Origin of the sequence: Vibrio sp. V23_P3S9T160 (assembly GCF_963886625.1) — a bacterium.
Taxonomy (GTDB): Bacteria; Pseudomonadota; Gammaproteobacteria; order Enterobacterales; family Vibrionaceae; genus Vibrio; species Vibrio anguillarum.
The window spans coordinates 16,709-28,093 of sequence record NZ_CAWPDB010000099.1; the positions used below are offsets into that span (position 1 = coordinate 16,709).

At 44.6% G+C, this 11,385-nt stretch carries 14 protein-coding genes; 8 read left to right on the top strand and 6 right to left on the bottom strand.

The annotated features are described in order from the left end of the window. Positions 1–7: 7 nt before the first annotated feature. From lpxL to coaBC, 3 genes are all read right to left on the bottom strand, one after another. Complete coding sequence (lpxL, locus tag AACU59_RS05010; RefSeq protein ID WP_017048263.1) at positions 8–955, bottom strand: LpxL/LpxP family Kdo(2)-lipid IV(A) lauroyl/palmitoleoyl acyltransferase; 948 nt, start codon at positions 953–955, stop codon at positions 8–10. Between the two features lie 56 nt (positions 956–1,011). After that, the gene (gene slmA, locus AACU59_RS05015; RefSeq protein WP_013855724.1) at positions 1,012–1,602 is read right to left on the bottom strand and encodes a nucleoid occlusion factor SlmA; all 591 of its coding nucleotides are present in this window, start codon (positions 1,600–1,602) and stop codon (positions 1,012–1,014) included. A 208-nt stretch (positions 1,603–1,810) separates the two neighbouring features. Continuing rightward, positions 1,811–3,025: a bifunctional phosphopantothenoylcysteine decarboxylase/phosphopantothenate--cysteine ligase CoaBC gene (gene coaBC / locus AACU59_RS05020; RefSeq protein ID WP_237666637.1), complete on the bottom strand. Its 1,215-nt coding sequence runs from the start codon at positions 3,023–3,025 to the stop codon at positions 1,811–1,813. 221 nt (positions 3,026–3,246) lie between these two features. Here coaBC and radC point away from each other — a divergent pair, with 221 nt between their 5' ends. The 5 genes from radC to mutM all read left to right on the top strand — a co-directional run bounded on the left by radC (position 3,247) and on the right by mutM (position 6,112). Beyond that, positions 3,247–3,921, top strand: coding sequence for a RadC family protein (gene radC, locus AACU59_RS05025; protein ID WP_010318993.1), 675 nt, complete (start codon positions 3,247–3,249; stop codon positions 3,919–3,921). Positions 3,922–4,198: 277 nt separating this feature from the next. Then, positions 4,199–4,435 carry a 50S ribosomal protein L28 gene (gene rpmB / locus AACU59_RS05030; RefSeq protein ID WP_004397476.1) on the top strand — a complete coding sequence of 79 codons (237 nt, stop codon included), beginning with the start codon at positions 4,199–4,201 and terminating at the stop codon, positions 4,433–4,435. A gap of 13 nt (positions 4,436–4,448) precedes the next feature. Further along, on the top strand, positions 4,449–4,616 hold the full coding sequence (gene rpmG, locus AACU59_RS05035; RefSeq protein ID WP_010318992.1) for a 50S ribosomal protein L33: 168 nt from the start codon (positions 4,449–4,451) through the stop codon (positions 4,614–4,616). A gap of 135 nt (positions 4,617–4,751) precedes the next feature. Next, on the top strand, positions 4,752–5,219 hold the full coding sequence (locus AACU59_RS05040; protein ID WP_013855728.1) for a hypothetical protein: 468 nt from the start codon (positions 4,752–4,754) through the stop codon (positions 5,217–5,219). A gap of 83 nt (positions 5,220–5,302) precedes the next feature. Further along, positions 5,303–6,112 (top strand): bifunctional DNA-formamidopyrimidine glycosylase/DNA-(apurinic or apyrimidinic site) lyase, encoded by an 810-nt coding sequence (gene mutM / locus AACU59_RS05045; RefSeq protein WP_094132192.1) that lies wholly within the window; start codon positions 5,303–5,305, stop codon positions 6,110–6,112. Positions 6,113–6,127: 15 nt separating this feature from the next. Here the strand turns inward: mutM and coaD are convergent, their stop codons facing one another. Continuing rightward, positions 6,128–6,619 carry a pantetheine-phosphate adenylyltransferase gene (gene coaD, locus AACU59_RS05050; RefSeq protein WP_026028196.1) on the bottom strand — a complete coding sequence of 164 codons (492 nt, stop codon included), beginning with the start codon at positions 6,617–6,619 and terminating at the stop codon, positions 6,128–6,130. 123 nt (positions 6,620–6,742) lie between these two features. Between coaD and AACU59_RS05055 the strand changes: the two genes are divergently transcribed. Next, entirely contained in the window at positions 6,743–7,777 is a 1,035-nt protein-coding gene (locus AACU59_RS05055; protein ID WP_094144874.1) for a glycosyltransferase family 9 protein, read from the top strand. Here AACU59_RS05055 and AACU59_RS05060 read toward each other — a convergent pair. Together AACU59_RS05060 and AACU59_RS05065 are read right to left on the bottom strand one after the other, a co-directional pair. Continuing rightward, on the bottom strand, positions 7,746–8,531 hold the full coding sequence (locus AACU59_RS05060) for a glycosyltransferase family 2 protein (protein ID WP_094144873.1): 786 nt from the start codon (positions 8,529–8,531) through the stop codon (positions 7,746–7,748). The genes AACU59_RS05055 and AACU59_RS05060 overlap by 32 nt on opposite strands. Then, entirely contained in the window at positions 8,528–9,598 is a 1,071-nt protein-coding gene (locus AACU59_RS05065) for a glycosyltransferase family 9 protein (protein ID WP_094144872.1), read from the bottom strand. Before AACU59_RS05065 ends, AACU59_RS05060 begins: the two co-directional genes overlap by 4 nt. Before the next feature lie 115 nt (positions 9,599–9,713). On the opposite strand from AACU59_RS05065, the gene AACU59_RS05070 reads away from it, so the two are divergent. Further along, entirely contained in the window at positions 9,714–10,406 is a 693-nt protein-coding gene (locus AACU59_RS05070) for a 3-deoxy-D-manno-octulosonic acid kinase (RefSeq protein WP_176428519.1), read from the top strand. 16 nt (positions 10,407–10,422) lie between these two features. Further along, a complete protein-coding gene (locus AACU59_RS05075) occupies positions 10,423–11,382 on the top strand; it encodes a WavE lipopolysaccharide synthesis family protein (RefSeq protein ID WP_161437790.1) in 960 nt (319 codons plus the stop codon). Positions 11,383–11,385 lie beyond the last annotated feature (3 nt).

Genomic DNA, 11,385 nt, shown 5'->3' on the forward strand with positions numbered 1-11,385 from the left:
TTTCTAGTTATAAATAGCGAGAGTTAGTTAACGTTTCATCTGGCAAAGATTTAAAACGCTTATGCAGCCACATCCACTGTTCTGGTGCGCGTAGAATCACTTCTTCAACGTATTTATTCATGTAAGCGGCGGCGGCGGTCATGTCATCTTTTGGATAGTCGCCATCAATGGTTTTATCGGCGATGATTTCGTATTTTCCGTTGGCGTTTCGAAACCCTGAACCAGGGACAATCGCGCATTGGCTAGTATAAGCCAGAATACTGGTGCCTGTGGTGGTACACGCTTCTTTGACCGCAAAGAAGGGAACAAACACCGATTTGTTATGGCCGTAATCTTGATCGGGTAGATAAAATAGGCGTTCGCCCTGTTTGAGTACGCGGATCATCTGTTTAATGTCGGTGCGGTAGATTAGTTTATTGCCATTGCGTGTGCGACCACGGTATTGGATAAATTCATACGCTGGGTTGCTGTGTGGGCGGTAAACGCCATAGCCTTCAAGGCCTATTACACCAAAAGCACGTGCCGTAATTTCTAAATTTAACGCATGTACGCAACACAGCAGTGCGCCACGTTTTTCTTGTTTGAGTTGCAAAAGGGCGCTGACATCTTTCACATCAAGTAGGCGAGCAAAACGCCAAGTCGGCCAAAACCAAGTAATTCCGGTTTCTATCAGTGCCATGCCGGTGTTTTTAAAGTTTTCGTTAACAATATGCTCAATCTCACCTGCACTTTTCTCTGGAAAAGATAGCTGTAGATTACGCGTGGCAATGTGTACTCGCTTGTTAGCAAAGCGCATTCCAAACGCGCCCATGCTGCGTCCTATTTTTAGTAACGCAGAATAAGGAAGCAGGTTGACCACTAAAGCGAGTAGCCCAAAGCTAAGCCACACGCCCCAATATTTAGGGTGCAGTAGCGAGAGGGAAAACTCAGGTTTACCGTATTTTTCTTTGCTCATTACTCTTGATTCTTTCACTGATGATGATTCTTTGTCACGACGGTGGTGGTTTGTTTTTACTGAATCTGAGCGCTTAATAATGCCCAATACTCTTCAAAATTTGCCGTCGGTTGGTATTTAAAGTCAGATCGCACAAAGCGATTTAGGCTTCCTTCCACTTGGCCAAGCAGTTGCGCTGCTAAAATGCTTTCGTCGACGGGGAAGGATTTACCTTCACGCAGTTTACGTTCGCGAAGGATCTGACGTAGTGACGTTTCTATGCGTTCGAATAGTTGGTTGATCCGTTCACGCAGTCGCTCATTTTCAAACATTAGAGCATGGCCGGATAAAATTCGTGTCAAGCCCGGGTTACGTTCCGAAAAAGCCAAGATAAGCTGTAGCACTAAGCGGATGCGGTTGAGTGTATCTTTCTCTTCATCCAAAATGCGATTAATCCGCGACATTAAAGACTCTTCAATAAACTCAATCAAGCCTTCAAACATCCGTGCTTTACTCGGAAAATGACGGTACAAAGCCGCTTCAGAAACGCCCACTTGTTTGGCTAGCTTTGCTGTGGTGATGCGTGATGCACCATCGTTAGATTCCAGCATTTCAGCGAGTGCTTGTAGAATCTCTTCACGACGATTGATTTTCTTATTGACGGCCATGACCCGATTTCCTTTTAGTTACCACATGCTTGTGAGCAAATATTTATACCCTTCAGATGGTTTGGGTATTGTCCATTAAGCGCAGTAGTTTAACGGACAGTTTTCGGACTGCGTAGCGTAAAAATGAAAATGATTGAACTGGGTGGTGATTTTACCACCCAATAAACGCTATGAACCCTAAAAGAAGCTTAGAACGTCTGTTTGTAGCCTACAGTTGACTCGCGATCAGTTGCATCAGCGCGTGAGCTAATGCAGATTTTGAACTCAAAGGTAATGCTTGCTCTCCGCCTTGCCAATAAACGGTCAGCGCATTGTCGTTACTATTAAAGCCTTGGCCCGCAACAGAAACATCATTGGCGCAGATCATATCCAGTTTTTTGTTGAGCAGTTTAGCGCGGGCATATTTTTCAACTTGCTGCGTTTCAGCAGCAAAGCCTACCGTGAACGGGCGGTTTTCTTTCAGTGCGGCTACGCTGGCGACGATGTCGGGATTTTTGACCATGGTGATGAGCATGTGATCGCTCGCATCGGTTTTTTTGATCTTTTGATCGGCGATGATCTCAGGGCGATAGTCGGCTACGGCGGCGCAACTGATGAACACATCATGTGATTGCGCTTGCGCCATCACTTGCTGATGCATATCGCAGGCACTTTCCACATCAATACGTTGTACTTGTGGCGGTGTGAGCAAATTGACCGGGCCACTGATCAGAGTCACTTTCGCGCCCAATTGAGCGGCGGCCTGCGCAATCGCATAGCCCATTTTGCCTGAACTGTGGTTACTGATATAGCGAACTGGATCGAGTGCTTCACGGGTTGGGCCTGCGCTAATCAACAGTGACTTACCGGCGAGCAGTGTGTTGTTTGCCACCTCTGTTTGGAAAAAAAACTCGCAGCGCTCAACCAATTGCATTGGTTCAAGCATGCGGCCCGGGCCAACATCGCCACACGCCTGTTCACCAGCTGCTGGGCCCCAAATCATCATGCCTCGGCGTTTAAGCGTGGCAATATTCTCTTGTGTGGCGATATTGCGATACATCTGCTGATTCATTGCCGGCGAGACGGCCACTGGCGCATTGGTAGCTAAAATCAAAGTGGTGAGTAAATCATTACCCATCCCTGCGGCGACGCGCGCGATGAGATCCGCAGTCGCGGGAGCCAGTAGGACTAAGTCTGCCCATTTGGCAAGTTCAATATGGCCCATAGACGCTTCGGCGGCTGGGTCTAATAAGCTATCTGAAACTGGCCTGCCAGAGACGGCTTGCATGGTCAGTGGCGTTATAAACTCTTTTGCAGCGTGGGTCATCACCACTTGTACTTGAGCGCCTCGTTCAATCAAGCGACGCGTTAGCTCAGCACATTTATACGCAGCAATACCGCCGCTAATGCCGAGCAGAATCTTTTTTCCTGCCAGTGTTTGCATTATCTTTTCCTCAAAAATTCTGCGCATTATGTTAGCACAACTCTCGCATCGAGTGACCTTATGATCCGCTCAATCCTTTCATATTGGACGAGTGTTTCTGCGTCTTTCATCACTTATCAATTACAAAAAACCATGAATCAAGCCTAAATAAAGAGAAGCAAAGTTGCAGGCTTGGCTATTTCTCTATGTTGTCTGGGTATCTTAGACCCTAGGAGTGCTTAATGAGCCTCAAATCACTGCCCACAGAATCAATGCCACGCGAAAAATTGCTTGCTCGCGGTCCTCAGGCATTATCGGATGCTGAACTGCTGGCGATTTTCCTTCGTACTGGCACTCAAGGAATGAATGTGCTCGCTCTCTCGGATCTGCTGCTGCGTGAGTTTGGATCACTTCGAGCGCTTTTTTCGGCCAACCAGCAAGAGTTTTGCCGCCATAAAGGGTTGGGCGAAGCCAAATACGTTCAATTGCAGGCGGTGCTTGAAATGACGCAGCGCTATTTGGCCGAAACGCTCAAACGAGGTGGCGCTTTGACTAGCCCAGAGCAAACCAAGCTTTATTTATCGAGTGTGCTACGCGATCGCCATCGAGAAGCCTTCTATATTCTGTTTTTGGATAATCAACACCGAGTGATCAGCGATGAAGTATTGTTTGAGGGGACGATTGACGCGGCCAGCGTTTACCCTCGAGAGGTAGTTAAAAGAGCACTCCACCATAATGCGGCGGCATTAATATTGGCCCATAATCATCCGTCAGGCGTTGCTGAGCCTAGCCAAGCTGATCGCAGAATCACACGTCGATTAACCGATGCACTAGCGTTAGTGGACATCCGTATTTTGGACCATTTTGTGGTGGGTGATGGCGAGGTAATTTCTTTTGCAGAAAGAGGGTGGATTTGAATCACATTTTAGGTTGTGACTTAAGATTATTCTGGTATGATTCGCGCACTAAATTATCAACCTAAATCAGCTCTGCTTAAAAAAAGATCGCCAAATCCGTAAAAAGGATCTGTTCGGGTCTTGAGCAATGCATGTCAAGTTAGTATAATACGCGACCTTTGATAGCCTTGTATGGATTTTCCATAACGGTTTTTAACCTCAAACTTCTTAATACATCGAGAACGAGGTTCGGCCACCAAGGTTGATATCGAGCTGAAACGATTTGGAGAAGACATTCATGTCCCGAGTATGCCAAGTAACTGGTAAGCGTCCAATAACGGGTAACAACCGTTCACACGCACGAAATGCTACTAAGCGTCGTTTTCTGCCGAACCTACAAACTCATCGTTTCTGGGTAGAGAGCGAAAAACGTTTTGTTAAACTACGTCTAACTGCTAAAGGCATGCGTATCATCGATAAGAAAGGCATTGATGCTGTTCTTGTTGATATCCGTGCACGTGGCGAAAACGTTTAAGAGGAATTGAGCAATGGCTAAAGGCATTCGTGAGAAAATTCGACTAATATCTTCTGCAGGTACTGGTCACTTCTACACAACTGACAAGAACAAACGCAACATGCCAGGCAAATTTGAGATCAAGAAATTTGATCCAGTAGTTCGCCAGCACGTTCTTTACAAAGAAGGCAAAATCAAGTAATTGATTTTACGCTTTGTAAGCATTGAAAGACCCAGCTTTGGCTGGGTTTTTTATTGTCTGGAATTTGTACCCTGCAATGTCAGCTCTCACTATAATGTGCTAAGTTACTCAAAGATAAACTCTTAGGGATCACTTATGCGTATCAATCGCCGCCGTTGGAATAATATTCTTATCTTGGCTGTTATTGCTTTTATTGCCATTTTGAATTTACCCACAGTCATCAAAACTTATCTTATTGAACCGCCTGCTAGCCCTTATCCTTATGTGATTAATCCAAATGCACAGCTGCAAGCACTGCATTTTACTGACTGGTCACTTGAACTGAATCAGAATCGTTGGCGATCAAGCAAAGCAATTTCAGTTGCTCCTGAAATATTGGCACAACGCTGGCAGAGTTTAGTTGGTACTGAAGTTGATGATGCCACTTACGAGTCGCTTGCGTCTCTACTACGTAACCCACAAACCGTGGAGGTGTGGTATCAGGATCGCGAAGAGCCGCAAAGGATCACCTACTACCAAACCCCCCAGTTTTGGTTATTGAAAAATTGGCAAGAGAAATGGGTGGCACTTTCGGTAGAAGAAGCTTTTCTTTTTCCGAACTGAGTCATTATTTCTCGCGAGCGTTGAACAAACAAAGAACGAATAACCAATACCCAATAACGACGAACGAAGAATCGAGATTTATCATGCCTGAGTTACCCGAAGTTGAAGTAAGTAAAATGGGGATTAGCCCGCATCTAGTTGGGCAAACGATCCAGCAACTGACATTTCGCACGCCAAAATTACGTTGGCCCATCCCTCAAGAGCTGAAACAGTTAGAAGGGCAAGTGATCCGCAATATTGCCCGCCGGGCCAAATATTTATTGATAGAGACCGATATTGGCAGCGCGATTGTTCATTTGGGAATGTCAGGTTCATTGCGAGTATTGGAGTGTGATTTTCCGGCAGGCAAGCATGATCACGTTGATCTGCGATTAACCAATGGCAAGGTACTGCGCTACCACGATCCACGTCGATTTGGCGCTTGGCTATGGTGCGAGCAAGGAGAAAGCCACTCGGTGTTGAGTAATATCGGTCCTGAGCCATTAACCGATGATTTTGATGCAGATTATATTGTGCAAAAAGCGAACAATAAACGTATCGCTGTTAAGCAATTTATTATGGAAAATAAAGTGGTGGTTGGCGTAGGCAATATCTACGCGAGTGAATCACTGTTTAATGCGCGAATTCTCCCCACTCGGCCCGCTCATTCGCTGACACTGACTGAGTGGAATTGCCTCGTGCGAGAAATTAAATCAGTCTTAGCTACGGCGATTCAACAAGGTGGCACAACCTTAAAAGATTTTGCACAAGCGGATGGCAAACCGGGCTATTTTGCTCAAGAGCTTAATGTGTATGGCAAAGCGCAGCAGCCTTGCCCAGCGTGTGGGCAAGCGATTGAAGCGCTGAAAATTGGTCAGCGTAACACCTTTTTCTGCTCTGCTTGCCAAAAATAAGGTACGTCCTAAAGGCTATATTTTCTTGCCATGCAAGGCGTTAGCGACAATGTCAGGAACAAATTGATCCACTTCTCCACCATGAATCGCCACTTCTCGCACAATGGTGGAGGAGATAAACGCATGCTCCTCTGATGGTGTAAGAAACACACTTTCCAGCCCCGGCATTAAACGGCGGTACATGTTGGTCAAACCAAATTCATACTCGAAGTCAACCGTAGTACGCAAACCGCGGATCAGCACATTGGCTTTTTCATCACGCGCAAAATCGACCATTAACCCAGCAAATCCTTTGGCAGTGACATTCTCTAAATGTTGAGTGACGGCGCTGGCAAAGGCGACCCGCTCTTGCAGAGTAAACATGGTGTTTTTGCTTGGGCTGGCGGCGACGGCGATGATCACTTCATCAAACATATTGGCGGCGCGTTCGATCAGATCCAAATGACCATTGGTGATGGGATCAAAAGTGCCGGGATAAATCACACGCGAAATTCTTTTTTGGCTCACAGTGGAAGGCTCATATTGGTTAACTGGCACTGATATTAACAAAAAGACTCAAAATTACCTATTGAACTCGGTATGATGTAGCCCGCATTAAACTGTGACACTTAGCGAGTGAGAGAAGAGACGATGAACAAGTTGTTGGTGATCCGTAACGATAAAATTGGTGATTTCATGCTGGCTTGGCCAAGTTTTGCGATGCTAAAAGCCTCGTTGCCAGATTGCCATATTACCGCGTTAGTCCCCAACTATACTGTCGCGCTGGCCGAGCTTTGCCCGTGGATTGATGCGGTGATGGTCGACCCAACGGAAAACGCGTCCTCTGCGCAGAAAAAGCAATGTATTCAAGCGATTAAACAGCAACACTTTGATGCCTCGATCAACCTCTTCTCGACCACTTACAATGCACTATTAGTTTGGAAATCTCGTATTCCTTATCGTTTAGCGCCGGCGACTAAATTCGCTCAAATTTTTTACAACAAACGAATTAAGCAAAAACGCTCTCAATCAGCCAAACCAGAATATGAGTATAACTTAGATTTGGTACGCGCTTTTTTGCATGATATTGGCAAAGAGGTTATCGAGCCTAGCGCACCTTATCTACAATTTGATCAAGCGAAGCTTGTTGAACAAAAAAGCAAACTGGCTACGCAACTTCATCTCGATACAAGTAAACCGTGGGTGTTTGTTCATGCCGGAAGCGGCGGTTCGGCGAATAATTTGTCGCTAGAGCAATACACGCAGTTAGTGATGGGGATTGATGGCAAGCAAGAAATTATCCTCACCGCCGGGCCGGGAGAAGAGGCGAAAGCCGCGCAGTTAAAAGCTTTGATTGAAGAAAAGGGCGGGCGAGCGGCACTGTATGATAAAAATGAAGGGCTTGCTGATTTCTCACGCTCGATTGCTTGCGCTGATATTTTTATCGCAGGTTCAACCGGGCCTTTGCATATTGCCGCGGCGATTGATGTGCCCACAGTTGGCTTTTTCCCCGCCAAACGTTCAGCCACGCCACTGCGTTGGCGACCATTGAATTCACAAGGTCGCCATATCGCTTTTTGTCCACCACAAGCAAAGGACAAAGAAACTCAGACCGATATGAGTCGCATTGATATTAATGCGGTGTTAGCTGAACTTAACCCTTGGGCGGCTCAGTACTGGTTCTAACCCATAAATCGGCGTATTTAACAAAGGTTGAGTGCGCCGATAATAAAGAAAGCAAGAAGCCTTGCTTACCATCTAAAAAGCCTGCTTTTAAAACGTACATTTTCAAAAAGCAGCCAAACGCATGAAAAATACCTTGGCTAATGCTGCTTTTCTTACCACGTTTTTCTCGTTGCTCTGCCCATGCTTTGGCATAACCTGCGGATTTAACTAAATAATGATGAATATCGTTATAGGTGTAGTGAATCGCATCACCTGCAAGATTCTCGACTTTCATGCCATCAGCGACTTCGACTTTTTCATGCACCAAAGCCTCGTTATATTGCGTTAATTGAGTCGGGTAGAGGCGCAACACGCGATCAGGATACCAACCGCAGTGGCGAATATAGCGGCCAAAAACCCAACTTAAACGGGCAAATTGATACAGTGTATTGGGTTTATTAGCCGCGACCGCTTGCTGAATGCTATCTTTTAACTCTTTGGTCACGAGTTCATCGGCATCTAGCCACAACACATAATCAGACTCGACATACGACTGCGCTAAGCGGCGCTGTGGGCCAAACCCAGGCCACTGCGAATTGACAAAAAACTTGTCAGTATAACGGCGTACAATCTCTTCAGTATTATCACTGCTACCTGAATCTAAGACGACGATTTCATCTACCCATTGATGAACGGTTTCCAAGCAAGCTTGCAGATGTTGCGCTTCATTTTTAACGATCAGCGCAACGGCTAAAGTAGGTTTGCTCACATTCATTCCTCGGATATTGGGTTTAGCTGAAAATCAGCCGTTATCTTATCAAACATTTGGATAACATGGCTTGCTTGAATACGCTGCATCGCTTGTTCATCTTTGACGCGAGTACGCCAACTGACTTGCTCTTTCGTTTTTCCTGTTTCGGCAAACAGTGCTTCGTCATAAGCCGACACCACATAATCACGATACTGATAAGGCCCTGTGCGCTGCGGATTATGGTGAGCGTATAAACCGATAACGGGAGTATTCATTGCATTGGCCATGTGCGCAGGGCCTGTATCTGGCGCTATCACTAAATCGGTTAAGTCGAGCAGTGCCAACATCTCTTTAAGCTGGCTTTTACCAACGGCATTAAGTACCGGCTGAGTAAGTTTACTCGCTATTTCGGCTGCTAGATCAACTTCAATTTGCGCAGGGCTACCGGCTAAAATGATATGCCAACCAAGTTGTTGAGCATGCGTTATCACTTCTACATAACCTTCAGCGGTCCAATTTTTATAAGCCTTACTCGCGGCAGGAACCACGACTAAATTACGTTTTGAATGTGCAAGTTGCTGCTCGGCCCATTGATGATCTGAATCTGAATAAGTGAGTGACCACTTAGTTTCTAGCTCTCTGACTCCAAGGCATTCTGCAAACGCGAGTAAGCCATCTAATACATGAGGCGCTTGAGGCGATACCACTTTTACATTGGTAAATAGGTGCTGGAAATCTTGGCTGCGGGCGGCATCAAAACCGAGTTTATATTTAGCTTTAATACCCAGAGTGGCAATACTGGCACGAAAGGCATACTGCATATGCAAAAGCGCATCGAAGGATTGCCCTTTAAGTTCTGCCCACAGTTTTTGATACGCTTTCCACCCCTGTTTTTTGTCGAATATAACCACGTTTACATTCGGTAAATCAGTGAGTAACTGCGCTTCCAGTTTTCCTGTGATCCACGTGATATGAGTTTCAGGCCATTGGTGCTGAATTGCTTGCACGGCGGCCACTGCATTGCACACATCGCCAATCGCCGACAGACGCAACACACAAATAGAGCGTGGAGCAGAAGAAAAAAGAGCCATAAGTGACATCGGTATAGAGAAAGTTAGTAAGAATTATGCAGATAGCGCCGATAAATGTAAAATACCAAACAAGCATGATGAAGCACATTCAATCTCGTCATTAAAAAGTGAAACGATGAAAACGCTGAAAAAAGAGAATCAAACAATTTGGTATGACGAGCATTTGCTAGTTGAAGATCCGCTCCGCTGTTTTAACCCTGAGTTTTGGCAGCAGGCTGGTAGCGTCACAGGTAGTGCAACTGGGCGCGGTACGACATGGTTTGTAAAAGCTGAAAAAATAGAAGCAGCACTACGCCACTATAAGCGTGGTGGATTGTTCGGTAAGTTAGTAAGTGATCACTACTTTTTTTCTGGTTGGCAGAAGACGCGCAGCTTCCAAGAATTTGAATTGCTCAATACTCTGAGGGAGTCGGGGGTAAATGTTCCACGCCCGATTGCCGCGCGAGCAGTAAAGCGCACTTTTTGTTATCAGGCCGATTTACTCAGCGAAAAAATCCCGAACGCCCGCGATCTGGTGTCTATTTTACAAGAACGTCCATTACCGACTGAAATGTATGAGAAAATCGGCCTAGAAATTCGCAAAATGCATGATGCGCAAGTCAATCACACCGATCTCAATATCCATAACATCTTGATTGATGGCCAAGAGAAGGTATGGATTATTGATTTTGATAAGTGCTGCCAGCAACAAGGCGAGAGCTGGAAGAAAGAAAATTTAGATAGATTGAAGCGATCGTTTGAGAAAGAGGTCCGTAAGCGAGGGATTCATTGGATTCCTGAAGCTTTTCACATTATTTCTAAGTGCTAAAATGAAGAGTAAAAATATGCTATTCGAGCAGATTACATTCGTTATTCAAGGACCTATTGCTCCGTCTATTACCTCAATATCTGTTCAACGTTTACGATCAATTTTCCCCGGCTGCCAAATTATCATATCCACTTGGGAAGGAGAAAATACACAAGATATTGAAGCTGATCTCATTATTTATAACAAAGATCCAGGTTCTACGGTATTTGTGTATAGCAAACAAAACGATCCTATACCTATCAATATAAATAGGCAAATTGTGTCAACTGTTTCTGGATTACGTCATGTTAAAACTAAATTTGCTGCGAAATTGAGAGCTGACAATATATTAAACAAAACAAGGATGTTAGAACTGTTTGAGCAATTCCCTTTACGCAGAGATAATTATGCAATACTGAATAATCGGCTTGTTTGTTCTAATTATTTTGCGAAGGAGTTTGAGAGGGGGTTACATGTACCTTTTTTCTTCTCTGATTTTTTCCAATTTGGTGAGGTGGAAGATCTACTTAAAGTATGGGATTGTCATATGTATAGTGATTATGATTTCCAATCAGCGTTGAGTGGTAAAAAACAGCACAAACATTATCCAAATGATAGCGTCAATGTAGAACAGAAGATTTGGAGCCATGCCGCAAGGAAGCTATATCCTGATGAATTAACAGATGAACATGGTGACCATTTTGCGCGGCAACAGTCATATAATTTTATGATCAATAATCTTATCATTGTTGACGGAGATGAACTTGGATTAGAGGTACCAAAACGCCTTCAACAGTCAAATGGCTATCCCTACGATTTTATTACGTTTCAAAGATGGAAGTGGTTATATGAAAAAGAATTTTTAAAAACTAAAAGTACTCCATTGAAATTTAAATTTTTTTGGTATTTTTCATTCATGATTAAGACTTTGAAAAAAGGAGTTAGACTCAAATTAAGGAAAATGTTAACCCCTATTGTTATTAAAGTTAGAGAGTGATAT

What these genes read in the sequence shown, in the direction of transcription:
- lpxL (WP_017048263.1), bottom strand. Translation starts at nt 955, where the DNA reads ATGAGCAAAGAAAAATACGGTAAACCTGAGTTTTCCCTCTCGCTACTG.
- slmA (WP_013855724.1), bottom strand. Translation starts at nt 1,602, where the DNA reads ATGGCCGTCAATAAGAAAATCAATCGTCGTGAAGAGATTCTACAAGCA.
- coaBC (WP_237666637.1), bottom strand. Translation starts at nt 3,025, where the DNA reads ATGCAAACACTGGCAGGAAAAAAGATTCTGCTCGGCATTAGCGGCGGT.
- radC (WP_010318993.1), top strand. Translation starts at nt 3,247, where the DNA reads ATGAGCCTCAAATCACTGCCCACAGAATCAATGCCACGCGAAAAATTG.
- rpmB (WP_004397476.1), top strand. Translation starts at nt 4,199, where the DNA reads ATGTCCCGAGTATGCCAAGTAACTGGTAAGCGTCCAATAACGGGTAAC.
- rpmG (WP_010318992.1), top strand. Translation starts at nt 4,449, where the DNA reads ATGGCTAAAGGCATTCGTGAGAAAATTCGACTAATATCTTCTGCAGGT.
- AACU59_RS05040 (WP_013855728.1), top strand. Translation starts at nt 4,752, where the DNA reads ATGCGTATCAATCGCCGCCGTTGGAATAATATTCTTATCTTGGCTGTT.
- mutM (WP_094132192.1), top strand. Translation starts at nt 5,303, where the DNA reads ATGCCTGAGTTACCCGAAGTTGAAGTAAGTAAAATGGGGATTAGCCCG.
- AACU59_RS05055 (WP_094144874.1), top strand. Translation starts at nt 6,743, where the DNA reads ATGAACAAGTTGTTGGTGATCCGTAACGATAAAATTGGTGATTTCATG.
- AACU59_RS05060 (WP_094144873.1), bottom strand. Translation starts at nt 8,531, where the DNA reads ATGAATGTGAGCAAACCTACTTTAGCCGTTGCGCTGATCGTTAAAAAT.
- AACU59_RS05065 (WP_094144872.1), bottom strand. Translation starts at nt 9,598, where the DNA reads ATGGCTCTTTTTTCTTCTGCTCCACGCTCTATTTGTGTGTTGCGTCTG.
- AACU59_RS05070 (WP_176428519.1), top strand. Translation starts at nt 9,714, where the DNA reads ATGAAAACGCTGAAAAAAGAGAATCAAACAATTTGGTATGACGAGCAT.
- AACU59_RS05075 (WP_161437790.1), top strand. Translation starts at nt 10,423, where the DNA reads ATGCTATTCGAGCAGATTACATTCGTTATTCAAGGACCTATTGCTCCG.